The sequence below is a fragment of the Pseudomonas sp. AC112 genome (assembly GCF_979253545.1).
The window spans coordinates 6,112,315-6,138,459 of sequence record NZ_CEEDCM010000001.1 but is presented as its reverse complement, the minus strand read 5'-3'; the positions used below and the strand labels follow the sequence as shown (position 1 = coordinate 6,138,459).

At 62.0% G+C, this 26,145-nt stretch carries 20 protein-coding genes; 12 read left to right on the top strand and 8 right to left on the bottom strand.

The window, feature by feature from the left end; all coding sequences use genetic code 11:
• Positions 1–64: 64 nt before the first annotated feature.
• Positions 65–529, bottom strand: a complete 465-nt coding sequence (locus tag AC0IYN_RS28370) for a hypothetical protein (protein WP_082224460.1) — start codon at positions 527–529, stop codon at positions 65–67.
• Positions 530–675: 146 nt separating this feature from the next.
• A complete protein-coding gene (locus AC0IYN_RS28365) occupies positions 676–1,398 on the bottom strand; it encodes a pirin family protein (RefSeq protein WP_078048007.1) in 723 nt (240 codons plus the stop codon).
• 180 nt (positions 1,399–1,578) lie between these two features.
• On the opposite strand from AC0IYN_RS28365, the gene AC0IYN_RS28360 reads away from it, so the two are divergent.
• Positions 1,579–2,529 carry a GlxA family transcriptional regulator gene (locus AC0IYN_RS28360; RefSeq protein ID WP_471844374.1) on the top strand — a complete coding sequence of 317 codons (951 nt, stop codon included), beginning with the start codon at positions 1,579–1,581 and terminating at the stop codon, positions 2,527–2,529.
• Between the two features lie 95 nt (positions 2,530–2,624).
• Entirely contained in the window at positions 2,625–4,148 is a 1,524-nt protein-coding gene (locus AC0IYN_RS28355) for a winged helix-turn-helix domain-containing protein (protein ID WP_457248851.1), read from the top strand.
• Here the strand turns inward: AC0IYN_RS28355 and AC0IYN_RS28350 are convergent.
• Positions 4,095–6,857: an ATP-binding protein gene (locus AC0IYN_RS28350; protein ID WP_457248852.1), complete on the bottom strand. Its 2,763-nt coding sequence runs from the start codon at positions 6,855–6,857 to the stop codon at positions 4,095–4,097. The two genes, AC0IYN_RS28355 and AC0IYN_RS28350, sit on opposite strands and share 54 nt — an antisense overlap.
• A gap of 58 nt (positions 6,858–6,915) precedes the next feature.
• A complete protein-coding gene (locus AC0IYN_RS28345) occupies positions 6,916–7,314 on the bottom strand; it encodes a helix-turn-helix domain-containing protein (RefSeq protein ID WP_406599290.1) in 399 nt (132 codons plus the stop codon).
• A gap of 204 nt (positions 7,315–7,518) precedes the next feature.
• Between AC0IYN_RS28345 and AC0IYN_RS28340 the strand changes: the two genes are divergently transcribed.
• The gene (locus tag AC0IYN_RS28340; RefSeq protein WP_406599291.1) at positions 7,519–8,427 is read left to right on the top strand and encodes a LysR family transcriptional regulator; all 909 of its coding nucleotides are present in this window, start codon (positions 7,519–7,521) and stop codon (positions 8,425–8,427) included.
• 381 nt (positions 8,428–8,808) lie between these two features.
• On the top strand, positions 8,809–9,246 hold the full coding sequence (locus AC0IYN_RS28335; protein WP_078048013.1) for a carboxymuconolactone decarboxylase family protein: 438 nt from the start codon (positions 8,809–8,811) through the stop codon (positions 9,244–9,246).
• Between the two features lie 4 nt (positions 9,247–9,250).
• Here AC0IYN_RS28335 and AC0IYN_RS28330 read toward each other — a convergent pair whose 3' ends face one another.
• Complete coding sequence (locus tag AC0IYN_RS28330) at positions 9,251–10,021, bottom strand: AraC family transcriptional regulator (protein ID WP_471844370.1); 771 nt, start codon at positions 10,019–10,021, stop codon at positions 9,251–9,253.
• Between the two features lie 99 nt (positions 10,022–10,120).
• Here AC0IYN_RS28330 and AC0IYN_RS28325 point away from each other — a divergent pair, with 99 nt between their 5' ends.
• A complete protein-coding gene (locus AC0IYN_RS28325; RefSeq protein WP_471844367.1) occupies positions 10,121–11,251 on the top strand; it encodes an MFS transporter in 1,131 nt (376 codons plus the stop codon).
• On the opposite strand, the gene AC0IYN_RS28320 is transcribed toward AC0IYN_RS28325, so the two are convergent.
• A complete protein-coding gene (locus AC0IYN_RS28320) occupies positions 11,241–13,394 on the bottom strand; it encodes a TonB-dependent siderophore receptor (RefSeq protein ID WP_471844365.1) in 2,154 nt (717 codons plus the stop codon). The genes AC0IYN_RS28325 and AC0IYN_RS28320 overlap by 11 nt on opposite strands.
• 216 nt (positions 13,395–13,610) lie before the next feature.
• Here AC0IYN_RS28320 and AC0IYN_RS28315 point away from each other — a divergent pair, with 216 nt between their 5' ends.
• Positions 13,611–17,936 carry a dermonecrotic toxin domain-containing protein gene (locus tag AC0IYN_RS28315; protein WP_471844363.1) on the top strand — a complete coding sequence of 1,442 codons (4,326 nt, stop codon included), beginning with the start codon at positions 13,611–13,613 and terminating at the stop codon, positions 17,934–17,936.
• 5 nt (positions 17,937–17,941) lie between these two features.
• On the opposite strand, the gene AC0IYN_RS28310 is transcribed toward AC0IYN_RS28315, so the two are convergent.
• A complete protein-coding gene (locus tag AC0IYN_RS28310; RefSeq protein WP_471844361.1) occupies positions 17,942–18,844 on the bottom strand; it encodes a helix-turn-helix domain-containing protein in 903 nt (300 codons plus the stop codon).
• Between the two features lie 139 nt (positions 18,845–18,983).
• Here AC0IYN_RS28310 and AC0IYN_RS28305 point away from each other — a divergent pair, with 139 nt between their 5' ends.
• Genes AC0IYN_RS28305 through AC0IYN_RS28295 form a run of 3 tightly spaced genes read left to right on the top strand, consistent with a single transcriptional unit; the run spans position 18,984 to position 22,743 of the window.
• The gene (locus tag AC0IYN_RS28305; protein WP_458375074.1) at positions 18,984–20,342 is read left to right on the top strand and encodes a glutamine synthetase family protein; all 1,359 of its coding nucleotides are present in this window, start codon (positions 18,984–18,986) and stop codon (positions 20,340–20,342) included.
• Positions 20,343–20,365: 23 nt separating this feature from the next.
• Positions 20,366–21,454 carry a polyamine ABC transporter substrate-binding protein gene (locus AC0IYN_RS28300; protein WP_471844358.1) on the top strand — a complete coding sequence of 363 codons (1,089 nt, stop codon included), beginning with the start codon at positions 20,366–20,368 and terminating at the stop codon, positions 21,452–21,454.
• The gene (locus tag AC0IYN_RS28295; protein WP_471844356.1) at positions 21,451–22,743 is read left to right on the top strand and encodes an NAD(P)/FAD-dependent oxidoreductase; all 1,293 of its coding nucleotides are present in this window, start codon (positions 21,451–21,453) and stop codon (positions 22,741–22,743) included. The genes AC0IYN_RS28300 and AC0IYN_RS28295 overlap by 4 nt, the downstream gene beginning before the upstream one ends.
• Before the next feature lie 114 nt (positions 22,744–22,857).
• Here the strand turns inward: AC0IYN_RS28295 and AC0IYN_RS28290 are convergent, their stop codons facing one another.
• Positions 22,858–23,742 carry a LysR substrate-binding domain-containing protein gene (locus AC0IYN_RS28290; protein WP_406599300.1) on the bottom strand — a complete coding sequence of 295 codons (885 nt, stop codon included), beginning with the start codon at positions 23,740–23,742 and terminating at the stop codon, positions 22,858–22,860.
• A 113-nt stretch (positions 23,743–23,855) separates the two neighbouring features.
• Between AC0IYN_RS28290 and AC0IYN_RS28285 the strand changes: the two genes are divergently transcribed.
• From AC0IYN_RS28285 to AC0IYN_RS28275, 3 genes are read left to right on the top strand one after another with little or no spacing between them, the layout of a single operon-like run.
• Positions 23,856–24,860: an aldo/keto reductase gene (locus AC0IYN_RS28285; RefSeq protein WP_406599301.1), complete on the top strand. Its 1,005-nt coding sequence runs from the start codon at positions 23,856–23,858 to the stop codon at positions 24,858–24,860.
• 17 nt (positions 24,861–24,877) lie between these two features.
• Positions 24,878–25,675 (top strand): SDR family NAD(P)-dependent oxidoreductase, encoded by a 798-nt coding sequence (locus AC0IYN_RS28280; protein WP_099493446.1) that lies wholly within the window; start codon positions 24,878–24,880, stop codon positions 25,673–25,675.
• Positions 25,676–25,704: 29 nt separating this feature from the next.
• The gene (locus tag AC0IYN_RS28275; protein ID WP_406599302.1) at positions 25,705–26,121 is read left to right on the top strand and encodes an SRPBCC family protein; all 417 of its coding nucleotides are present in this window, start codon (positions 25,705–25,707) and stop codon (positions 26,119–26,121) included.
• Positions 26,122–26,145: the final 24 nt, after the last annotated feature.

Genomic DNA, 26,145 nt, shown 5'->3' with positions numbered 1-26,145 from the left:
TAATTAAAGGCGAAAAAAAACCGGCTGATCAGGCCGGTTTGGGGTTCCCGCAAGCAGCGCGGGGTTATGCGTTGTTGCCTTGCAGGCGATCAGCACCGCCTTCAGCCAGGCCACGTTCCTGCAGACGATCAGCACCGCCTTCAGCCAGGCCACGTTCCTGCAGGCGATCAGCACCGCCTTCGGCCAAGCCACGTTCTTGCAGGCGATCAGCACCGCCTTCGGCCAGGCCACGTTCTTGCAGACGATCAGCACCGCCTTCGGCCAGGCCACGTTCTTGCAGACGATCAGCACCGCCTTCGGCCAGGCCACGTTCTTGCAGACGATCAGCGCCACCTTCGGCAACACGGCGTTCCAGCAGGCGGTCCGAACCGTTTTCGGCAACGCGGTTACCTTGCAGGCGGTCCGAGCCACCCTCTGCGACGCGACTTTCGATCAGGCGATCCGAACCGCCTTCAGCGACGACAGGATGGGCAAAAGCATTTGCAGCGAGTACCGAGAAAGCGAGGCTAAGCAAGATTTGGCGTTTCATGAGAGTGTGCTCCGAGTATTTTAGTTTGGGTTGTTGCTGGTATGGGTTTGATGTTACGCGTTGCATTTTTTAAGAGAACTTCATTGGGCTGATGGTGACTATCGACGCCAGCGATGGCTCGTTGTGGCGAGCCATCGCCGGGGCAGTCATGGCATCTGCGGCAGTTCCTGTGGGCGCAGGTCGAACACCAGCACCTCGGCATCGTCACCGTGGCCCAGGCGGATCTGTTGCTCATCCCGCACGCGGGCGCCGTCGCCTTCCTGCAAGCGTTGGCCGTTGATTTCAACGCTGCCCCGGGCCACATGGATGTACACATGGCGATCGGGCGGCAGGTCCAGGGTGGCGGCTTCGTCACCGTTGAACAGGCCGGCATACACTCGGGCGTCCTGGCGCACGCTGAGCGAGCCGTCGTGGCCATCCGGCGAGATGATCAACTGCAAGCGCCCACGTTTCTGCGCGTCAGTGAAGTGCTCTTGCTGATAGCGCGGTTCAGCACCGGCCACGGCTGGCACGATCCAGATCTGCAGGAAGTGCACGCCACGGGTCTGGCTGTGGTTGAACTCGCTGTGGGCCACGCCGCTGCCGGCGCTCATCAGTTGCACATCGCCAGGGCGGATCACCGAACCGGTGCCCAGGGTGTCCTTGTGCTCCAAGGCGCCTTCAAGCACATAGGAGAAGATCTCCATGTCGCGGTGCGGGTGCTGGCCAAAGCCTTTGCCGGCCGCGACGCGGTCGTCATTGATCACCAGCAGGTCGGAAAACCCCTGTTCATTGGGGTTCCAGTAGTTGGCGAACGAGAAGGTGTGGAACGACTTCAACCAACCGTGATTGGCGGCGCCGCGTTCGGAAGCTTTGCGAAGGGTCAGCATGGTCTTGTCCTCAAGTGGGAGCGGGCTGCGAAATGCAGGGCTCCTGCGTTGAGAAGAAGGTTAATGGTTACTGGGAAATTCATTAAGAACATGAAATCTGAATAACTGTCCCCTTCAAGTTGACAGTGGTAGACGTGCCATAATGCCTGCCGCATTCCTTCTCGATGGACCCTCCCCGATATGAAAACCGTGGCCATGGCGCTGTTTCCGGACTTTCTCCTGCTCGACATGGCCGGGCCACTCGAAGTGTTTTCGATTGCCAACCGCTACCTGCCGGCGGCGGAGCATTACCGGATCCTTACCCTCGGCACCGAGCCCGGCCCGCTGCGCGCTTCCAATGGCGTGGCGGTACAGGCCGACCTGTTGTTGGACCAGGCCCAGGACGCCTACGACCTGCTGCTGGTGCCCGGTGGTCCCGGGGCCTATAACGAATGCCACCCCGCGTTGTTGCCCTGGCTCAAGGCGGCAGCCCCACGGGCGCGGCGCTTCGGTTCTATCTGCACCGGGGCGTTCGTGCTGGGGCATGCCGGCCTGCTGAACAATCACCGCGTGACCACGCACTGGCACTACACCGAGCGGTTGATCAAGGCGTTTCCCAAGGCCATTGTCGAGACTGACCGCATCTATCTGCAGGACGGGCGGTTGATCACCTCGGGTGGCGTCACGGCCGGTATCGACCTGGCGCTGTCGGTGGTGGCCCAGGACCACGGCAAGCAAGTCGCGGTGGACGTGGCCAAGGTGCTCCTGGTGGTGATGAAGCGCCAGGGCGGGCAGGCCCAGTTCAGCCCGATGACGGCGGCGGTTGCGCCCCAGGAAACTGCGATCACCCGTGTGCAGAACCATGTGCTCGAACATCTGTGCGAACCCTTCACCATCGAGTCCATGGCCGCGTTGGCCGGCATGAGCGCACGGCATTTTGCGCGGCTGTTCGCCAAAGAGGTGCAGATGACGCCCATGGCGTTCCTGCAAGGCGCGCGCATCGACCGCGCCCGGCAGTTGCTCGAAACCACCGACCTGCCGCTCAAGACCGTGGCGTTCCACGCTGGGTTTGGCAGCGTGCGGCATATGCGCTTTTTGTTCAGCGAGAAACTGGGCCTCAACCCGACTCAATACCGACAACAGTTCAGTTAACGACAAAATGTCCGTCTCGGGCACCCGAATGTCCGTGTCGCTCCCCGTGCCAGCATTGTCCTGTCATGCCCAGGTGGCAAGATAGCGTCAGGCCCATGGAAAAGGATGCGCAGACGCCCAAGGCCGGGCGTTTCAGCGCTTTTGCACGCATGAATAACCCTCAGGCGATTGACGTTGATGGCACGCTGCGCTTCGGCGCTTATGTCTTTCACCGGCAACAACGGCTGGTCAGCAAGTCTGGCTGGCCGGTGCCGTTGGGAGGCCGTGCGCTGGATATCCTCACGGTGCTGCTCGAAACGCCCGGGCAATTCATCAGCAAGGCGACCCTGATCGAGCGGGTCTGGCCGCACAGCGTGGTGGAAGAAAACAACCTGCGCGTGCACATCGCTGCGCTGCGCCGTGCCCTCGATGGGCAGCGCTATATCCTCAACGACCCCCAGCGTGGCTATTGTTTCGCGGCCAAGCTGCAGGGCGGGCTGCCCGCCACGCAGCCTCGGCACAACCTCAGCGCACGGCTCAGCGCGGTGATGGGCTGCGACGCGCTGCTGGGCGTGTTGGTGCGGCGTTTGTCCGGGCAACAGCTGATGACCCTCACCGGCTGCGCTGGCGTCGGCAAGAGCACCCTGGCCCTGGCGTTGGCCGAACGCGTGTTGCCGCGCTACCGGGATGGCGTGTGGTGGGTCGACCTGGCGACTGTCGAGGCGCCAGTGGCCATGCTGCGCCACCTGGCCACGGCCTTGCACCTGGAGCCCATCGCCAGTGCCACTGAGCTGGGCCGGCAATTGGCGTCCCGCCAGCTCCTGCTCGTACTGGATGGTGCCGACCTGCTGCTCGGCGCCTGCCGGCACCTGGTGGCCGTGCTGCGCGAAATAGCGCCGCAGGTCGGCGTACTGGTCAGCAGCCGTGAAGCCCTGCAGGTCGCGGGTGAGTGGGTGCAACGCGTACCCCGGCTGGCAGTGCCTGCGCCGTCGGCGCTGGGCAGTGTTGAGCAGGCGATGGCGTATCCGGCGGTGCAGTTGTTTGTGGCGCGGGCAAGGGCGGGCCAGCAGGGGTTCGTGCTGCGGCCCCAGGACCTGGCGCCGCTGCGCGATATTTGCCGGCGCCTTGATGGCATTCCCCTGGCCCTTGAACTGGCGGCCGCCCAAATCGATGCCCTTGGCGTGCGCGGCTTGCAGCAGCAACTGAGCAAGGGCCTGCACGTGTTGACCCACGGTCGGCGCACGGCGGTGGAACGCCATCGATCCCTGACGGCCGCCCTGGACTGGACCTACCAGCGCCTGAGCCTGCCCGAGCGGTGGCTGTTCCTGCAGTTGAGTTTATTCAAGATGGCCGTGACCTTGCCCACCTTGAGCGAGCTGGTCAGCGGGACTGAATTGGAACACGCCGACCTGTCCTACCTGCTGGGGCGCCTGGTGAATACCTCGCTGCTAAGCCTTGAGCCCGGCCCGGGCCTGGCACGCTACCGCCTGCTCAACTGCGTGCGCTGCTATGCCCTGGCGCAGCTGCGTGACCCGGTGCAGGTGGCGCGCTTGCAGCAGGGCTATGGGCATTACCTGGGGCCGTTTTCAGGCCGGCCGTTTGTCCTGCAACTCATCGAGCAGGCGGCGTACGCGGACTAGGTCCTGGGTGGCAAAACCTTCGGTGTACCGCGCGTAAATCGAGCCCAGCAAGTCTCGCGCTGCCTGCAGGCGGCCTTGGGACTGCCATAAACTTGCCAATGACGTCGCACAGCGTAACTCCCAGGCCAGCGCGCCTTGCTGGTGTGCCAGGCCCAGGGCCTCCAGCAACAGCGCTTCGGCTGCGCAGGCATCGTCCAGGCTGTCGGCGCGTACCCGCAGGATTTCTGCAGTGCACCAACCCGCGTCGCCCGCACGGGCCCGTTCGAAGCCTGGCGCTTCCACCGCGTGGGAACCCAGTGTGACCAGGATGTCTTCGATCAACCCCAGGCCTTGCAGGTCCTTGTGCCCAAGGATGCCCGCATAGTGGCCTGCCCAGGTCTGGAATAGCTGCACCGAATGTTTGTGGGCATGTTCCAACAGCAACGCCTGCAGGGTCTGGGCGCTGTCTTCGTCACCGTTGTAACGGGCGATGACCACGCCCGCCAGCGCGAGAGTGTAGCAGATGGAGGTGCCATGGTTGATCTGCTGCGCCAATTCCAGCGCCTGGCTGGCGGTGCGCCAGGCCTGCTCGGGAAAGCCTTGCAGCCACAGGATGCGCGCCAGCACCGTGAGCGAGGCGACACTCTGGTCGTATTGCACACCGATGCCGTGGGCAAACCGGTTGAGGTGGCCGCTGTGTGCCATGCGTTGGATCACTTGCTCGGCATTGTGCCGGGCAAGTGCCTGGTTGCCGTTGTAATGCTGGGCCAGGACGCGCAGGCGCTGGGCGCTGATGTCCAGTTGCGGGTCGGTGCGTGGGTCCAGGCGATCAAACTGCACGCTTTGCGCCAGCGCCTGGCGATACTGGCCAGCGCACAGGTTCACCGCCATATGCCCGGAGACCGCACGCAATTGCCCCGCGACGTCTTCGCGCGCCTCGGCCAGGCGCCGCGCACTGACGAATGCGGCGATGGTCTGCGGGGCACCGCCTAGGGCGTGATACGACAGGCTGCCCAGCGCCAATTGCAGTTGCATCGTCAAGCGGGGGCAGGGCGAGACGGCCTGGTCCATCAACGCCAGCGCCTTGTCCACGTACAAACGGTGTTCCCTGAGCAACGACAACTCCTGCCACAGCGGCATTGCGCTGACCGTCAGGCGGATAGCCAGCAGGTGTTCGCCGCCCTGTGCGAGCCCCCAGTCGAGGGCCGAGCGGACATCTTCACGCAGCGGCGCGTAACGGTCGATCCAGGATTGGGTGGCGACCGACTCCCAATCGCCGCGCGCCTGTTCCATCAGTGCCAGGCAGCGTTCAGCGTGACGCTCACGAGTGGCGTCCAACTCGTGGGCGACGCTGAGTTTTTCCAGGGCGTAGGTGCGGGTGACGTCCAGCAGGCGATAGACCATCTCGTCATCACCGGCTTCCACATTGAGCAATGACTTGGCGACCAATTGCGTGATCGAGCCCAGCACCTCGGTCGGCGCGACCTGTTCCCCGGCAATCACCGCCGCCGCGCTGGCCAGGCTGAAACCCCCGCGAAACACCGCCAGGCGGCGCAGGCAGATCTGCTCGCAGGCGGTGAGCAGTTCAAAGCTCCAGTCCAGCGTGGCCCGCAGGGTTTGATGGCGGGGCAGGGCGCTGCGCCGGCCACGGGTCAGTAAGCGGAAGTTGTCTTCCATTTGCACCAGCAGTCCCGGCAGGCCGAAGCGCTCGATCTGCGCCGCCACCCACTCGATGGCCAGGGGAATGCCGTCCAGGCGCTGGCAGATATCGATCGCCAGCGGCAGTTCGGCGTCGCTCAGTTCAAAGCTGTCCTGGTGAGACATGGCCCGCTCGATCAGCAATTGCAGGGCCGGGTAGCCCAACGCCTGGGCGCGGTTGCCGCTGGCGGGCGGGCACGCCAGGGGCTCCAGGCGCTGCACGTACTCACCTTCGGCGCGCAATGCCTCGCGGCTGGTCGCCAGGATGTGCAGCCTCGGCGCGTGGCGCAGCAGGGTTTCGCTGATCAGGGCGATGTCGTCCAACAGGTGCTCGCAGTTGTCGATCACCAGCAGCACCTGGCGTTCCTGCAGGCTGCGGGCAAACGTGACCAGGGGCTCATGCTCGGTGTGGGTGAGGTCGAGCAGGGCGGCGAGATTGGGCAGGATCATCGACGGCGCGCTCAGCGGCGCCAGGTCCAGCAGGCGAATACCGTCGCGGTAATGCCCGATCAGCAGTTCTGCCACCCGCAGCGCGACAGTGGTCTTGCCGATTCCGCCGGCGCCGGTGAGGGTGATAAAGCGCTGTTCGGGCAGTTGCTGCACCAGGCTATCGATCAGGGCCTGGCGGCCGAGCATCCGGGTACGGCGCAGCGGCAGGTTGTGGCACGTGCCTTGGGGGGCGCCTTCGGTGGGTAGCGTCATTGGTTCGATGCTCAGTGGCGCAACAAAACTGTAGCCGCGCTGGGCGACAGTGACGATATAGCGCTGGCCGGCCTGGCCATCCCCCAGCGCCTTGCGCAACGCGGCCATATGCACCCGCAGGTTGCCGTCTTCCACCACGCTTTTGGGCCACACCCGGGCGATCAGTTCCTGCTTGCTCACCACATTGCCGGCCTGTTCGAGCAGGATCAGCAGGATATCCACGGCGCGCCGCCCCAGGCGCAACGGACGACCGGCCTCCAGCACCAGGCGTTGGCGCGGGTGGATGCGGTAGGGACCGAAATGCACGGCCTGGTCGCCGGGATCACTCATGGGAGGCCATGCTCGGAAAGAGGGGAGCGGCCAGCATATTCCAGCGACGCACCGACCACTAGGCTGCGATCACTTGGGGCTTGTGGCGCGAGTGGTGATTTCGCCAGGTCATGGGGTTGACGCCTTCGCTGCGGGTGAACATATGGCAGAAGTGCGCCTGGTCGCAAAACCCGCATTCCAGGCTGATTTGCGTCAGGCTCAGGGTGGAACTGGCGATCAGTTCCTTGGCCCGCTGGATGCGCTGTTGGCGGATCCACTCCTGTGGCGACAGCCCGGTGGTGCACTTGAACGCACGGGAAAAATGGCTGCGCGACAACGCGCAGGCCTGGGCCAGGTCGGCAATCACCAGGCTTTCGCCCAGGTTGGCCAGGATCAGTTGCTTGGCGATACGCTCGCGCCGGGGGCATAGGCCACCGGTGGCGGACAAACGAGGGGCATATTGCTCGAGTCGGGCCATGACAAATATCCGCAGTCGATGGGAGCGTTCCCGGTGAATGGATGCAGTGTAGACGTGGCTAATCTTGTTGCCGGACCGTCCGGCTGACGAGTTAATCGTTGTTAATTTCGCCAGGTACCGGCGTGGAAAAGACAGCACAGACATGCAATCCGGCCAGGGTCTGGCGTGCTTATCTGTGAGCTTGCCAACCGCTTGGATACCGCCATGAACCGCAACGACCTGCGCCGCGTCGACATGAACCTGCTGGTGATTTTCGAAGCGCTGATGTTCGAGAAGAACCTGACCCGGGTCGCCGAAAAACTCTTCATGGGCCAACCGGCGGTAAGTGCGGCATTGGGCCGTCTGCGCGACCTGTTCGACGACCCGTTGCTGCTGCGCAACGGGCGGGGCATGGAGCCCACGCCACGCGCGGTGGCGATACTCAAGGAGTTGCAACCGGCCATGGACACCATTTCCGGTGCGGTCAGCCGTGCCAAGGATTTCGACCCTTCCACCAGTTGTGCGGTGTTTCGCATTGGCCTTTCGGACGACGCTGAATTTGGCCTGTTCCCACCGTTGCTCAGCCAACTGCGCGAAGAGGCACCGGGGATCATCGTGGTGGTGCGTCGGGCCAATTACCTGTTGATGTCGTCGCTGCTGGCCAGCGGTGAAATTACGGTCGGGGTGAGCTATACCACCGAATTGCCGGCGAATGCCAAGCGCAAGAAGTTGCGGGACATCCCGTGCAAGGTCTTGCGTGGGGACGACGCAACCGAGCCGCTGACGCTGGATGACTACTGTGAGCGGCCCCATGCGATGGTGTCGTTTTCGGGGGACTTGAGTGGCAACATCGATCTGGACTTGGCCCGGATTGGCCGGGCACGCCGGGTGGTGTTGGCGGTGCCGCAGTTCAGTGGGTTGCGGGCGTTGTTGGCGGGCACGCAGATTATTGCGACGGTGCCGGATTATGCGGCGTGCGCGTTGACGGAGGGCACTTCGTTACGGGCGCAGGATCCGCCGTTTGCGATTGAGGAGGCGCAGTTGTCGATGGTGTGGAGTGGGGTGCATGACAATGATCCGGCGGAGCGGTGGTTGAGGGCTCGGATTGGGGAGCATATGGCTCGGGTGGTTTGATTGGGGGCAGCTAACCCGGGTTACCCACGGATTCAGGCCTGCGTTCGGGCAGCGTGTTTAACGCGGCCTTAGAGCCGACCGGTTGCATACTGTCGACCTCGGTCAACCTGTAGGAGCCGGCTTGCCGGCGATGGCATCACCCGGGTGTGCCTGCTGTACCGAGTCGCCTGTATCGCCGGCAAGCCAGCTCCTACACGTATCTGCCTTTGATTCAACCACTCAGGCCGCCGTGCTTTGATCTTAGGCAGCCCCCCAAATAACGGACATGTACCCAACCAGCCAACCCAATTGGTCACCCATTCTTACCCCAAATTGGATATTCCTCCTCCAAGCCCCGATGACTAACCTAGCCATCAATCCCCACCGCCTTGGAGCATCACCATGCAAACCCGTACCGATTTCTACACCGCCTCCCCAGACGCCATGAAAGCCATGCTCGCCCTGGAAGCCGCCGTCGGCAAACTCTCCATCGAGCTGCCACTGCTGGAACTGGTACGCCTGCGGGTATCGCAGATCAACGGCTGCGCCTTCTGCCTCGACATGCACACCGCCGACGCCCGCAAAGGCGGCGAGACCGAACGTCGCCTGTACACCGTGTCAGCCTGGCGCGAAACGCCGTTCTTCACCCCACGTGAACGCGCTGCACTGGCTTGGGCCGAAAGCCTGACCTTGATCAGCCACACCCACGCGCCCGACGAAGACTTCAACGCACTGGCCGCCGAATTCAGCGCCCAGGAGCAGGTCGACCTCAGCGTGGCAATCGCCACCATCAACAGCTGGAACCGCCTGGCCGTCGGCTTTCGCAAGATGCCCAAATAAGGCCTCAACCTGATTTGAAATAACCGCGCGGCGTGGTGCCGGTCATGCCCTTGAAGAAGGAGATCAACGCGCTGTCGCTGGCAAACCCCAGCTCAAAGGCGCAGTAGCCGAGGCTGCGCCCGGTGGCGAGCAACTCGATGACGCGCATCAAGCGCCACTGCTGGCGCCATTGCTGATACCCCAGGCCGGTTTCTCGCAGGAAAATCCGGCCGATGGTCTTGGTGCTGGCGCCGATCTGCTTTTCCAGGTCTTGCAGCGTAGGCGGCAATCGCTCCAGATTGGCCAGCAATGGCGCCAGGCGCTTGTCCCGTGGCAAGGGCAGGAGCAGCGGTTGCTCGGCCGCACCCTGAATTTCTTCCAGGCACAATGCCAGCAAATGCGCATAGCGGCCTGTGTGCCAATGGGTCTCGAAAGGGGCCATAGCCATCGGTTCCAACACCGCCCGCAACAAGCCGCTCACTTCGATCACCCGCACCTGTGCCGGCAGCCGGGCCGCAATGGCCGGGCTTACATACAGCGAGCGATAATCGACGGTCTTGCTCATCACCGCACGGTGATGCACACCGCAAGGTATCCACGCCGCGCGGGTCGGCGGCAGCAGGCACAGTTGATTATCCAGGGTAATGCGGGTGCAGCCCTGCTGGGTAAACAGCAGTTGACCGCGCTGATGCTGGTGCAGTCCGGAGTCGTGGTCACCGAGCAGGGCGGCGATGCCAATGACGGGCGCCGGGTAATGGTCCGGGTCGAATGATGCGTCGGCAGCGAGCCAGGCCATGGGTTGTCCGATTTGATGGATAATTTGTCGAAGTCTGGATAATACCCCAGCCCAGGCTGCATAGAATCCTCACGCTCTTTTCTCGTGAAGGATCTGTCCATGTCATCTAAATACTTGCTGGTACTGGCCGTGGCACTGCTGATGTTCCCGCAGTTGGCCCAAACCCTCTACAGCCCGGCCCTGGGTGATATCGGCCAGGCTTTCGCGGTCGGGCCTGAACGGGCCGGGCAGGCCCTGTCGGTGTACTTCCTGGCGTTTGCATTCGGCGTGGTGATATGGGGCCGTTTGTGTGATCGCTGGGGCCGGCGCCCGGTAATATTGGCCGGGCTGGGGTTGTATGTTGCCGCCATGCTGCTGGCCTTGAGTGTTAGCACGTTCAACGGCTTGCTGTTGGCCCAGGCCATCGCCGCCTTTGGCGCGGCAGTCGGTTCGGTGGCCACGCAGACGCTGTTGCGCGACCGCTTCCAGGGCGCGCAGTTGGCGCAGGTGTTTTCCGTAATGGGCATTGCCTTGGCCGCCAGCCCGGCAATTGGCCTGTTCACTGGTGCGACGTTGGTGCAGTACTTTGGCTATCGCGGCGTGCTCACGGGGCTTTTGCTGATGGCAGGGCTAGTGTGGACCACCTGCCTGTGGGCCTTGCCCGAGACGCGTCCCGCCTCCTTGCCGAACTCGCCGTTGGGCGAGACCGTGGGCCTGATGCTCAGGGACGCCGGAGTGTGGCGTTCCGTTGGCCTGGTGGCGGCGTTCAATATTGCGCTGTTTGGCTACTACAGCGTGGGGCCGTTTATCTTCGCGAGGCTGGGATTGTCCGCTGCCGAATTCGGCTACAGCGGTGTGTTGCTGGCGCTTGGGTCAGGACTCGGGGCGTGGCTGAACAAAGCCTTGCTAAAGCGTGGGCTCGATGGTGACCAGTTGGTGTTGGCCGGCGCCGGGCTGGCACTGCTGGGCGGCGTGTCAGTCCTGGTGCTGCAACACAGTTGGCTCTTCGTGTGGCCGATGCTGCTGGTGGTGCTGGCATTCGGTATGGCGATTCCGAACGTGCTGGGGGCGGCGCTGGTGGCTTATCAAGACCGCCTGGGCACCGCCGCTGCGGTATTTGGCTTGCTCTATTACCTGGTGATTGGCGCCGGGCTGACCCTGGTCGCCTGGGCACAGGACCTTGGCTGGAGCCTGTTGACCTGCGGCCTGGCGGCACTGTGTCTAGCGGCGGCGCGGGTGTTCAGAAGTTGACCGAAGCACTCAGGCGCGCCGTCAGCGGCGCGCCCTGGAACAGATAGTCATCGCCCAAGTACTCGCCCGCGTCGCGCCAGTAGCGCTTGTCAAACAGGTTGTCGACGCTCAGGCGAAACACCGTCTCATAGCCGCTCACCTGGGTGGTGTACCGGCTGCCCACGTTCACCACTGCGTAATCCCCCACCTCCACATTGCCGCTGCGGTTGGCGAACTTCTTGGCGCTGTATTGCACACCGCCCAGCACCGCCAGGCCATTGACCCAAGGCAAGGCGTAGTCGGCGTACAGGCTGGCGCGCAATTTGGGCACGTTGATCGCCTGGTGACCTTCGTAATCCGCGGTACCACTGCCGGTGACGCGTGCGCGAATCGCCGCGACGCTGGTGGCGATCTGCAGACGCTCGGTGGCCCAGCCGTTGGCCGACAGTTCCAGACCGGTGTTTTTCTGTTCGCCCTGTTGCACATAGGTGAAGACGCCAGCGCCGTCGGGCTTGGCGTACTGGTAGGCCTGGCGGGTCTGGAACACGGCGGCGGCAAAGCTGATGCGGCGCCAGTCATATTTCACCCCGGCTTCGATTTGGCGTGAGGTGGTAGGGGCCAGGGTGTCGCCGTCGTTGGTGGTTGTCCACGGCGCCTGGCCGCCCAGGGACAGGCTTTTGCTGTAGCTGGTGTAGAGCGAGATATGTTCGACCGGCTTGTAGATCAACGACGCCTGCGGCAGGAACACGTATTGCTGGGTGTGACGTACCTGGTCGCCAGAGGTGCCGTCGAAGGCTTTTTCGTCCAGGCGCACTTCGCGGCCACCGAGGATGGTTTGCCATTGCTCGTTGAGGCGGATGCGGTCGGTGACGAACAGGCCGTACTGGCGACTGTCGAGGTTGCGATGGCTGTCGTTCAGCGGCTTGTCGGTGGGGGGGAAGGTTGGGGCGTCGACGTTGATGTTAGTGCTGCCGATGTATTCGTTGACTGACTTGCGCTTGTCGACCACCCGGCGAAAGGCGCTGGTGCCAAAGGTCAGTTCATGGCCCAGGCTGCCCGTGTTGAACAGCCCGGTCATGGCTGCCTGCACTTCGTCGTCGCGGCGGGTGTCGTCGGGGCTGCGGTAGTCGTAGACGTCATAGTCACCGGTAGGGCTGAAGAAGGCGGTGCCGCAATCGGTCACGTAGAAGCAACCATAGGCAAACGAACTGTAGTCATCGATCACCACCTTGCTGCGCGCCGCGCTCACGCTGCCTTTCCACTGATCATTGAAGCGGTATTCAAACTTGCCGTTGAGGTTCAGCGAGTCGATACCCACTTGCCTGGACCCGCTCTGGTGGCCCAGCAATTTCTTCGGCGAGGCATCGTGTGGCACCTCGGTGCCGCCCAGCAGTTGGTAGCCCGGCACCGAGCGTTGCTGTTTGTCCTGGTACTCGGCGTCCAGTTGCAACACCGCATCGGGGCTGATGTTCCAGTCAAAGGCCAGGGACACAAAATCGCGCTGGCCATTGGCGTGCTCCACATAGGAATTGAGGTCTTCATGGGCCACGTTGGCGCGCAGGCCGAACTGTTGCTCGCTGCCAAACCAGCCGCCGACATCTGTAGCGATATAGCCGCTGCCGCGATCGTCGGTGGAGACCGTCACCGAGCGTATATCTTCCGGGCGCTTGGTCACGTAGTTGATCACGCCGCTCGGCTCGGAGATCCCGCTCTGCAGGCCCGCCAGGCCCTTGAGCACTTCCACCTGCTGCTTGTTTTCCAGGGCAACGTTCTGCTCGCCGGTGATGGTGCGTCCATTGATCTTGTAGCTGCTGGCCGCATTCAGCGAGAAACCGCGCACCACAAAGTTCTCGTAGTAACCGATGGGCGCATAGCTGTCGCCCACCGAGGCGTCGTTGCGCAGCACTTCACTGAGCAGGCGCGCCTGCTGGTCCTTGATCAGTGCGGCGTTGATCACGGTGATCGAGGCCGGCGTATCGAGCAGCGGCGCATCGTCGAAGCCGCCCACGGAAGCGGTTTCACTGCGGTAGCCGGACTCATCCTGGCCCTGGACCTTGACCGCCGGCAGTTCGATTTCAGCCGCCAGGCTGTTGCCGATGCCGCCGCTGAGCAGCAGGCCGAGGGCGAAACGTGAAGTGACGACGGGACGAAAACGCAAAACCATGGTGGCAAGGCCTTAAAGCGCAGGGCGGGGGGCGCATAAGCTAGGCATAAGTGCTCGCTATTACAAGGTTTTGAGAACAGTTAGCGTTAGGGCAGGGGGCCGCAGGCTACATCCACCGTCCGTTTCACGCCGGGTGTGTCCTGGGTTTTTCCGATCTTGCCGGCGCGCGAGGTCGGATAGAGTCAGGGACTCTTGAATAACAAATGGATTGTTCTCATGACAGACATAGCAGCCCCCCTGACGGGGCTTGAGGCCTTGAACCAAGCGGTCCAGAGCAGCCTGCTCCTAAGCCCCGCCGAATACGGCACATCGTTGATTCGGCAGAAGTGGGGCGCCACGCTCGACCCCGCCACTGCCCAACTGGTGACGCTTGACTATGACTACCACGGGCATCCCCCCATCGACGGCGTGCACCAAGGGCAGATTCGCGTACAGCAGTCACTGGTACAGGCACTGCTCAGCGACTATCAGGCCGTGGCCGATGACCGTTTCGGTGAAACCGCCTTTGGCTTTTACACGCCACCGGCAATCGGGCCGCACATCACCCTTGTGGACCACGTTGATGAGTTTGCCTCCCAGGAAGGTGGTTTTCACAGGGACTACGAAGGCATTTATCGCCACACCGTCCCGCAAGTCTATGGCCCTTCCACACAGCTGCCGATTACACCAGCCGCCTTCAAACAATGGGTATGGCGCCTGGAGTTCAAGGAGCAGTATCAAGATTACCTGGCCAAGACATTGCCCTCCGATGAAGTCCTCAATGGGGCGGCCCCTTATGCCCTGCGGACTTCGGCAAAAACCGCATTTGTGATGGCCGCTTTTTTACAGCGGCGCGAGCTGAGCTTGTCTCCGGCGGGGTTGCAACTGGCGCTCTCGGCAGCCGGCCTTGGGGAGAACCAGACTCAGTTCTCGTTTATCAACAACGCCCAGCTTGAGCACTGCACCCACCCGATGGCGCATGTCGAGGTGTCGCGGTTGATGATCTACCGCTATACCGCGCAGGACATCTGGGTATTCCGTCATCGTACACAGGGGCGTGTGTTGCTCTACGTTCCCGGCAACTCTTCCCCGCTGCACGAACTGGCTGACCTCAAGGCTTTACGTACGTGGGTGGTGGCGCAGAGCAACTTACCCGAGAAGAGCGTGGCCCTGGCTGGGCATTTCACCAAAGAGGACCGCACTGACGGTACGTTTCACGCCGGTGTGTTGACCGCCCTGGAAGCGATGACCGAATACCCGAACCAGCACCGTTTGAGCCGCGAATCCGGCTTTTTCAATAACGATGGTTATTGGAACCCCGACGACTACATCAACCTCGATACCCAACCCAATACGGTTGATCCGTTTGCAGAGCTGGTCAGGGTGTTCAAGCAGACGTATCTGCAGACTGCCGAGGACGCGATCCGTGATGACAGTGATGTCAACCGAGCGAACCTGAGTGCGGTTGTCGAGCCTGTGGTGGGGTGGCTCAATCGGTGGGGCATGCTGGCGATTTTCTTTCCGGGCAGTGAGGGGCTGGTGGCGCTCGCCGGGTTGATCGAGGCCGCCTATGGCGAGAATGAGCTGGAAAATGCAGACAGAGCGGAAAAACGCAACGAAGGCGTTGAGCGTATGGTGTTCGGTTTACTTAACGCCCTTCCGTTACTGGCCATGGCTGGTGCGGGAGTGGCCGAGGCTGAGCGTGGACCGCGGGTAAACGTCGAAGTGCCCATTGCTGAAAAAACAGAACAGGCCACGGGCACGCAGACCGTTGATTTGCCGCCGCCGGTGCTTGCAGACCCAGGCATTGTGTTCTGGCCTCCCGGCACTGAAGGCCTGCCGCTGTCAGAATGGAGCCGTGCGCAGTTGATGCGCGGTTTCGGACCCGCCGTGGAAGGGTTACCCGCCGAGATGCTTGAACAGATTCGTCAGGTCAGCGGTGTGGCCGACGACCATTTGCGCGTGATGATCGCCAATGGACGTCAACCCGAGGGGCTGCTGGCGGATACGCTGGTACGGTTCAAGACTGAAGCGAAAGTGCAGGAATACCTCGAACAGCTTGGCGGCAGCGATTCACCGCTTGGCACGTTGCACCTGGCGCGGTGGTTGACAATGGACAGCGTGTGGCCCGCTGACGTTGGATTACAGCTGATGGATGGCGGGAAAGTTGTGTGGGCATCCGAACACGTGGGCCAAGCCGCTGAAGTGCTGAACATTCAGCAGGAGAGCCCGTTCTTCACCGCGCTGGCCCGTCGTCTTGAACCGTCGCAAGCCCGAGCCTTGCTGCAAGGGTTGCTCAAGGCGGACGAGCCTTATCCAAACCTTTATACGCGTGCCCGGTTGCTGCGGCAGCGGTCTGAAACCATCGCGCAAAATAAGCGCATCGAGCTGTTTGATAGCTACTACCAAGAGGCAACCAAGGCTCAGGGTGAGTTGCTGCAGACGCTGGCCGGCCAGTACCCGTCGTTGCCTACGCCGGTGCTTGAAGCACTGTTGAGCCGGGAAAACCTGACGCCCGCGTCACAACTGAGCCTGTCCGAAGTGAAAGGGCTGTTTACACGACTTGAACCCCAGGTGGCGGAGTACGAACAGGGCGTGCGTTTATCGCGTGCCTATGAAGGGTTGTTCTTGAACTCCGTACACAATGCCGACAGCGATACCTTATTGCTGCATAGCATTCAACGCATGCCGGGTTGGGATGTCCAGGTGTCGGTGGTGGTGCGCGAAGGTTCCCTTAGTGGGCCGGTCGTGGATAGGGTCGGTAGCTCTGCACTTTCCAGACAGCGCACGCTGGTACGCGTCGGGCAACGGTACCAGGCGTTCGATGAACAGCACCAGGCCGGCTATGCATCAGCCGATTTCGCTGATGTGGTCCTGCATAGCCTTTCGAAAGAGGCTTCAAGTCGGATGGGGGTGCGAGTCGACGACCTTGAACATTTCAAATTCAAGGTGCGGCGTAATGCGCTGCAGCGCCAAGCGTTTGAGTCCGTGCTGCGTCGCCAGCAATTACGCACGCCGTTCTACGAGCCGGAGGATGTCGGGTTGCTCGGCGGCAGCGGGACGTCTGCGGTGGAACTTGAGGTGGGCATACGCAACGCGAACAGGGCGTTCGTCAAACGGATGAACCCCGATTTCACTGACCTGCAGGCCGATGAGCTCATGGGTTGCATGGAGGAGTTGGACGCTGCACAGCAGGAGTTGCAGCGAGTCAGCGACACGTCGGCCTACCTGGAAAGGTACCTGCAGGACTGGATTTCCGATAGCCGTTTGGAACGCGCCTATTATAGATCGAGGCCGGACGTTGAGTCTGAGTCTGAGTCTGAGTCTGAGGATTGGGGTGAGGATGACGATGGCGATGAGGATGAGGATGAGGATGAGGTATCGCAGAGGTTGGAATGGATCAACGAGGAGAGAAGCCGCCGTACGTCGTTTATCACGACCTTGCGCCGGCTATACAGGTGGCAGGGGGACGAGACGGAAAAGGTGTACCGCAATGGACGAATGGTGGGGTTCAAGCTGACGCTTAATCAGCCAAATGGACGCCTCTTCGACGATCTTTTCATGAGGTCACCACCGGGGACGCTCGGGGTTTATCAATCTATGAGGACGGAGTTCAATGCCGTCGTCTCGCTAACAGTGTCGTATCCCTCCGATGGTCTGGGCAGGGTACTGGAAATGTTCCCGCGCCTCGAAACGCTGGAGATAAGTGAGCTGAGTCATAGACCAGCGGCGTTTGATAGCATTACTAGACGTGGAGTCCCGCTGAATCCTGGCCTGTTGCCTGAACAACTTTGGCAGTTGAAAACGTTGAGGCATTTTAGTCTACGGGAGTCTAATTTTCCGCTAACACCTAGAGACACGCTAACGCTCGAAGGGCTGAAGTCCCTGGAAGTACTTGACCTGAGTGGCACTTCATTAGCTACCCCGCCGTCGCTGACAGGATTCACCCAGTTGAAAACACTGAACCTCAGTAACACAGGTATTTCCGTATTTCCGGGCGGCATCACCGATCAAATTCCATCCCAGGCGCTGGTGTTGACGTTCAACCAAATCAAGGCGATCCCTGCCAAGGTCACCTTGAGGGCAGGCATTGATCTCACAGGAAACCCTATTCCTTACCCGGAATCCTTGAGGCGGATACTGGCCTTTCGCCGACAGACCGGCCATGAGCTTTGGAATCGCTATGACGCGACATTACTGCCCCAACCCGAGATGTGGCTCAGAGGCTGGCCTGACACAAAGATCACAGCCAGGCGGGCACTTTGGGATAGCTTGATCAAGCAGTCCGACAATTGCATCCTTATGGAGCGCTTTTCTGGATTGAACAAGATGCCTGAATATCTGGTGGAGTATGAACGTCTGCAGTGGCGGATCTGGGCGCTGTTGAGGAGGATTTCCAATTCGCAGGAGCTTGGCACGCAGTTGGTTAAGCTCTCAGTGCGGCATCCCACTATGAGCGCCGGGATCCTGCTGGAAACGCTGGAGCAGGGCGTACTGAATTTTGATGCGCTGAACCAAGGCCAGCCAATGTACCAACTGTCCAAACACCCAAGGCCGGAGTGAGGTGATTACTGCTTCTGGCGACACTTGATTGTTTCACTGGGCAGCTCTTTGAACAGGGCACGATAGCTATTGGAAAACCGCCCCAAATGCCAGAACGCCCAGTTCATCGCCACCTCGGCCACGGTGGCATCCCCTGAACTCAACAACTCCCGTCGCGCCCCATTCAACCGGCGTAGCCGCAACCACTGCGCCGGGCTCATGCCGGTGTAGGTCTTGAAGCCCTGCTGCAATTGACGCAACGGCACGCCGGCGATCCGCGCCAGCTGCAGCAGGTTGACGGTCTCGTCCGGCGCATCCGCCGCCCATTCGCCAATGCGCGCCATCAGCCGACGCTCTTCGCTGCGCCGCTGCAACGAGTGGTGGTCCAGGCACACGCAGGCGTTGTCGAGGATAAACAGGCAATCGTCGAGCAGTTGCTGGGTGAGGGCGTCACGGCTGGCGGGGTCGATCACGGCGGACAAGCGGGTGAGGGTGCCACTCAACCAACGGCTGAACAGCGCATTCTGCTGGCACGTCAGCGGCGCCATGAACAGGCCTTCGAGTTTCGCCACATCCAGCCCATGGCGCTGCACGAACTGCGGCCCGAACACCACCGCCACTTCACGGTAGTTTTCCGGGGTGATCCAGGTGTTGCGGCTTTCGCCATTGAGCAGGTACAGCGCGTTGTCGCTGCCGTCGAAACAGAACGCCAGGGCGCCGGCGGGTGCGTTGAAATGCTGCTCCACGCGGGTGTTCATGCACTCTTCGTACACCTCCACACCTTGTAGGTCGAGGTAGCGGATCTGCCCGGCAAAATGCCCGGGAGACATCTGCTGGTACTGCTGCACCCAGCCGGGTGTTGCACTGCATTGGGCGGCCACATCACCGGTGGTGAAGGCCTGTACGCGCAAAGCTGTTGCCTGTGTCATGGGAAACCTGGGCGCACTCTATTGGTGCGTTGTGGGTCGTGCAAAGTGGATAGATGCCGCCGTGCGGCGGCCTCAAGATAGACCTCAATGCGCCAGGAGTACAAGCCGGCGCATGCACCCAACCCATGACGAGGTCCTTATGAACGCCCCCTTCGATCAGCTGTCCGCCTGGCTGAAAGAACACAAGATTACCGAAGTCGAATGCGTGATCAGTGATTTGACTGGCATCGCACGTGGCAAGATTGCGCCCACCAATAAGTTCCTGCATGAGCGAGGCATGCGCCTGCCGGAAAGTGTGCTGCTGCAAACGGTAACCGGGGACTTTGTCGACGACGATATCTACTACGACCTGCTCGACCCGGCTGACATCGACATGATCTGCCGCCCGGTGTCCAACGCCACCTACGTGGTGCCATGGGCCATCGAGCCCACCGCGATTGTGATCCACGACACCTTCGACAAGCAGGGCAACCCCATCGAGCTGTCGCCGCGCAACGTGCTGAAGAAAGTCCTGCAGCTCTACACCGACAAGGGCTGGCAGCCGATTGTCGCGCCGGAAATGGAGTTCTACCTGACCCAGCGCTGCGAAGACCCGGACCTGCCGCTGAAAACACCGATTGGTCGCTCCGGCCGCGCCGAGACCGGGCGCCAGTCGTTTTCCATCGACGCGGCCAACGAATTCGACCCGTTGTTCGAAGACGTCTACGACTGGTGCGAAGCCCAGGGCCTGGACCTCGATACGCTGATCCACGAAGACGGCCCGGCGCAGATGGAAATCAACTTTCGCCACGGTGACGCCCTCGACTTGGCCGACCAGATCACCGTGTTCAAGCGCACCCTGCGCGAGGCCGCGCTCAAGCACAACGTGGCCGCGACCTTCATGGCCAAACCGGTGGCCGACGAGCCGGGCAGCGCCATGCACCTGCACCAGAGCGTGGTCGACATCGCCACCGGCAAGCCGGTGTTCGTCGACGCCGAGGGCAATAAGAGCCCATTGTTCCTGCACCATATCGGCGGCCTGCAGAAGTACATCCCCAAGCTGCTGCCGATGTTCGCGCCCAACGTGAACTCGTTCCGCCGCTTCCTGCCCGACACCTCGGCGCCGGTGAACGTGGAGTGGGGCGAAGAAAACCGCACTGTCGGCCTGCGTGTACCCACCTCCAGCCCCGACGCCATGCGCGTGGAAAACCGCCTGCCCGGCGCCGATGCCAATCCCTACCTGGCGATTGCCGCTAGTCTGTTGTGTGGCTACCTGGGCATGGTCGAGCAGATCGAACCGAGCGCACCGGTGGAGGGCCGCGCCTACGAGCGCCGCAACCTGCGCCTGCCGTTCACCCTCGAAGATGCGCTGGCACGCATGGAGGACTGCGACACGGTCAAGCAGTACCTGGGCGATAAATTCGTGCGCGGCTACGTCGCGGTCAAACGCGCCGAGCACGAGAATTTCAAGCGGGTGATCAGTTCCTGGGAGCGTGAGTTCCTGCTGTTGAGCGTCTAAAAAACCAATAAAGGGGTGTCGATATGCGTCTTGTGAAACAGCTTCTCCCGCTGGTCCTGGTGGCCGCGTTCAGCAGCACCAGCCAGGCCGCGCCGACGGTCAGCGTCTACAACTGGACCGACTACATCGGCGAGACCACCCTGGCCGACTTCCAGGCCAAGACCGGGATCAAGCCGATCTATGACGTGTTCGACTCCAATGAAACCCTGGAGGGCAAGTTGCTCGCCGGGCGCACCGGCTATGACGTGGTCGTGCCGTCCAACCACTTCCTGGCACGCCAGGTAAAGGCCGGTGCGTTCCTCAAGCTCGACCGTGCGCAGTTGCCCAACTTCAAGAACCTCGACCCCAAGCTGCTCAAGCTGCTGGAGAAAAATGACCCGGGTAATGCACACTCGGTGCCCTACCTGTGGGGCACCAATGGCATCGGCTACAACGTCGACAAGGTCAAGCAGGTGCTGGGCATCGACCATATCGATTCGTGGGCGGTGCTGTTCGAGCCCGAGAACATCAAGAAGCTCAACCAGTGCGGCGTGGCCTTTCTCGATTCGGCGGATGAGCTGTTCCCGGCGATCCTCAACTACATGGGCAAGGACCCGCGTAGCGAGAATCCCGAGGACTACAAGCAGGCCGAAGCCAAGCTGCTGACGCTGCGGCCGTACATCACCTACTTCCATTCCTCCAAGTACATCTCGGATTTGGCCAACGGTGATATCTGCGTGGCATTCGGTTATTCCGGCGACGTGTTCCAGGCCGCCAACCGCGCCAAGGAAGCCAAGAACGGCGTGAACATCGCTTATTCGATTCCCAAGGAAGGTTCCAACCTGTGGTTCGACCTGCTGGCGATTCCCGCCGACGCGAGCAACCCGAAAGAAGCCCACGCCTTCATTAACTATCTGCTCGACCCTGAAGTGATCGCCAAGGTCAGCGCCTCGGTGGGGTATGCCAACGCCAACCCCGCCGCCAAGGCCTTCATGGACCCGGAACTGGTGAACAACCCCGAGGTGTACCCGCCGCAGGAAGTGCTCGACAAACTCTATATTTCCACCACGCCGACCCCGGCGACCATGCGCCTGATGACCCGCGCCTGGAGCAAAGTGAAGACCAACAAATGATTCAATCGACTGACCACGCCCGGTCCTACTACCGGGCCACGGCCAACGCCCTGGTGGAGCGCCCGGCACTGGGCGCCGACCTGACCGCCGATGTGTGTGTGATCGGTGGCGGGTTTACCGGCGTCAACACCGCCATCGAACTGGCCCAACGTGGGCTTTCGGTGATCCTGCTGGAGGCCCGGCGCATCGGCTGGGGCGCCAGCGGGCGCAACGGCGGGCAACTGATCCGCGGCATCGGCCATGACGTGTCGGGGGTCGCCAAATACGTGGGTGAGGAGGGCGTGCGTTACCTGGAACGGGCCGGCATCGAGTCGGTGGCGCTGGTGGGTGAGCGCATTCGCGAGCACGGCATCGACTGCGACTTGCGCTGGGGCTTTTGTGAGTTGGCGAATACGCCGGCGCAGTTCGCGGCGTTCAAAGGTGAGCAGGCGCACTTGGCGGCGATGGGGTATGCCCACGAAACGCGGCTGGTGGGTCCGCAGGATATGCAGCAAGTGGTCGGCTCGTCAGTGTATGCCGGCGGCCTGGTGGACATGGGTTCCGGGCACCTTCACCCGTTGAATCTGGTGCTGGGTGAAGCGCAGTTGGCCGAGTCTCTCGGGGTACGGATCTTTGAGCAAACTGAGGTGCTGGAACTGCTCCACGGCGACACGGTGCAAGTGCGCTGCGCAGGCGGCACGGTGCGCGCCGCCAGCCTGGTGCTGGCCTGCAATGCGCACCTGGAGGAACTGGAACCGCGCTTGAGCGGCAAGGTACTCCCGGCCGGTAGCTACATCATCGCCACTGAGCCGTTATCGGAGGATGTGGCCAATCAACTGATCCCGCAGAACCTGGCGCTGTGCGACCAGAAGGTCGGGCTGGATTACTACCGGTTGTCCGCCGACCGGCGCCTGTTGTTCGGCGGCGCCTGCCATTACTCCGGACGCGATCCGGTGGATATCGCCGCCTATATGCAACCGAAAATGCTCAAGGTGTTCCCGCAACTGGCCAACACCGCCATCGAGTTCCAGTGGGGCGGCAAGATTGGCATCACGGCCAATCGCTTTCCGCAGGTGGGGCGCTTGAAGCAGTACCCCAACGTGTTCTACGCCCAGGGCTATTCCGGGCATGGGTTGAACGTGACGCACTGGTGCGCAAAGTTGCTGGCCGAAGGTATCCACGCGGGACACAGCACAGGCCTGGATATTTTCAGCCAAGTGCCACACATGACCTTCCCTGGCGGGAAAGCGTTGCGCTCGCCGCTGCTGGCGTTGGGGATGTTGTGGTATCGCCTGAAAGAGTTGGCTTAACGCCGAACCCCTTGTAGGAGCTGGCTTGCCAGCGATAGCGGTGCGTCAGTGGGCGCATTCGGTGGCTGATGCACCGCCATCGCTGGCAAGCCAGCTCCTACAGGGGGCGCTTTATCAATCTGCGAGTACCTTGCGGAAGGTTTCCACCAGCGGCCGCAGGTTGACGCGGTGCCACGCCGCCCACAGCGGGGTGGTGTAGTTCAACCACGGCAGTTCGCGCAGCACCACGCCGGGCGGGGCATTGCGGCTCAAACCTTTTTGCACCATCGCCACACCCAGCCCCGACGCAACCAGGCCCAACGCGGTAAAGGGTTCGCCGGCTTCCATGGGGATCTGCGGGGTGAAACCGGCGCGGATGCAGGCGGCCACAAAGTCGTCGGCGGGGTTGGCGCCAGGTTTGCGTTGCACGCCGATCCACTCCTGGTCGGCCAGGTGCTCGGGCAACAACTCGCTTTGACGGGCCAATGGATGGTGCTCGGGCAACGCCAGCAGCATCGGGTCGTCCAGCACTTGCCGGGCGACCAGGTCCGGGTCGTCGGCGGCCGGTGGTTCGCCGACCAGGGCGATGTCCAGGCTGCGTTGGCGCAGGCCTTCGAGTTGTTCCAGCGACGGCAGGTTATACAGCTTGATATGCACGGTGGGGCGGTCGTCCCTCAAGACGCGCAAGGCGTTGGGCAGTACACCGGCATGCATGGCGTTTTCGATATAGCCGATGCACAGGCCACCTTCCTCACCACGGCCCAGGCGCTTGCCCAGGGACTCCAGGCGATTGGCGTGGGTCAGCAAGGCCTTGGTTTCAGCCAGGAAAGTCTGGCCGTCGCGGGTCAGGCGGATGCGTTGCTGGCTGCGTTCAAACAGGGTCAGGCCCAGGCGTTCTTCAAGCTGGGCTATCTGCCGGCTCAGCGGCGACTGCGAGATGTGCAGGCGCTCGGCTGCACGGCCGACGTGTTCTTCTTCGGCGACCACTTCGAAGTAGCGCAGTTGGCGGAGATCGATCATGTTAGACCTACGAGGACTCAAGTTGGTCGCAGTATGTCTTGGACGGTCCGATCTTGGCAACCTAGGATCTGCTCAACGGTCACGACGACCCCGAACCGATTGAGGATCCAACCATGAGCTTGAAAGACAAACTGCCCGGCGTTCTGGGCTTTGGCACCGCACCCCTGGGCAATATGTTCCGTGCGATTCCCGAAGAAGAAGCCCAAGCCACCGTAGAAGCCGCCTGGAACGCCGGCGTGCGCTATTTCGATACCGCGCCGTTCTATGGCTCGGGCCTGTCGGAAATCCGCCTGGGCCAAGCCCTGTCGCAGTACAACCGCGATGACTTCGTGCTCAGCACCAAGGTCGGCCGGGTGATTCTCGACGAAATCGAAGCAAGCCCCCGTGACCTCGGCGAAAAAAGCGGCGTGTTCGAACACGGTCGCCCGAACAAGATGGTCAACGACTACAGCGCCGACGCGACGATGCGCTCGATTGAAGACAGCCTGGCCCGCCTGAAAACCGATCGCCTCGACATCGTGTGGATCCATGACATCGCCCAGGACTTCTACGGCGACCAGTGGTTGGATTACTTCAACCAGGCCCGCACCGGTGCCTTCAAAGTACTCACCCGCCTGCGTGAAGAGGGCGTGATCAAAGCCTGGGGCCTGGGTGTGAACCGCGTCGAGCCGTGCGAGCTGACCCTGGACCTGAGCGAAGCGCAACCCGACGGCTTTTTGCTGGCCGGCCGCTACACTTTGCTGGACCACGACCGCGCCCTGCAACGCTTGATGGATGCGGCCCTGGCACAGAACGTCGAGATCGTCGTCGGTGGGCCCTACAGCTCCGGCATCCTTGCCGGTGGCGAACACTTCGAATACCAGAAAGCCAGCCCGGCGATCATCAGCAAGGTCGAGCAGATCAAGGCGATTGCCCAGGCGTTTGGCGTGAGTGTAAAAGCCGCCGCGCTGCAATTCTCCCTGGCCCATCCGGCCGTGGCGGCGGTGATTCCCGGTGCCAGCCGTCCGGGCAGGATTGCCGAAGACGTCGCGGCGTTGTCAGAGAAGATCCCGGCAGCCTTCTGGCAGGCCCTGCGCGATGCCCGATTGATTTCGGATCGCGCACCACTGCCGCTTTAACTTCAGGAGTTTCAACCATGAAAATCGATGTAAGCGGCAAAGTGGCTATCGTCAGCGGCAGCACGGCTGGCATAGGCCTGGGCATCAGCCAGGCACTCGCGGCATCCGGCGCTACTGTGGTGGTAATCGGGCGTGAAGCCGGCAAGGTCGATGACGCACTGGCGAGCATCCGCCAGGCTGTCCCCGGCGCTGACCTGCGTGGGCTGGTGGCTGACCTTGGCACGGCCGAAGGCGCAGAAAAACTGTTCGCCGCCGAACCGCGTGCCGACATCCTGGTCAACAACCTGGGCATCTTCAACGACGTAGATTTCTTCGAGGCCCCGGACAGCGAATGGACACGTTTTTATGAGGTCAATGTGATCTCCGGTGTACGCCTGGCGCGGCATTACGTGCCAGGCATGGTCGGGCAGGGCTGGGGGCGGGTGATCTTCCTGTCGTCGGAGTCCGGCGTGGCGACACCGGCGGACATGATCAATTACGGCGTGACCAAGAGCGCCAATTTGGCGGTGTCCCATGGCTTGGCCAAGCGCCTGGCCGGCACCGGTGTAACGGTCAACGCCGTGCTGCCGGGCCCGACCTTTACCGACGGTCTGGAGCAGATGCTCAAGGACGCGACACAAAAATCCGGGCGCAGTGCGCGGGATGAGGCGGATGTGTTTGTGCGTAATGCGCGGCCGACGTCGATCATCCAGCGCGCGGCGAATGTGGATGAAGTCGCCAACCTGGTGGCGTACATTGCTTCACCCCTGTCATCTGCCACCACCGGTGCCGCGTTGCGGGTCGACGGTGGTGTGGTCGACAGCATGGCCATCTGAATTGTTTTCTATTTTCTGGAGTAATTAACGTGGCAACAGCGTCTTCTGTGATTGAAATCCCGGTCTCGGCCGATCAGGTCTGGCAATTGGTCGGCGGCTTCAACAGCCTGCCGGACTGGCTGCCGTTCATTGTCAAAAGCGAGCCAAGCGATGGCGGCCGCGTGCGTCACCTACAGACCGCCGACGGTGGCGTGGTGGTGGAGCGGTTGCAGAGCTTTGATAACGTTGGGCGCACCTACAGCTACACCATCGAGCAGTCACCGTTTCCGGTGAGTGCCTACCTGGCAACATTGCAGGTTGAGGCCTTGACCGAAACGTCGGCGAAAGTGACCTGGTCGGGTGTGTTCACGCCGGCGACGGGGACTACGGATGCAGCGGTAGAGGAGCTGTTTGCCGGTGTCTACAGCGGTGGGCTTGAGGCGTTGCGCGCCAATTTCCCAGGCTGACCTGCGTCCACTGTAGGAGCCGGC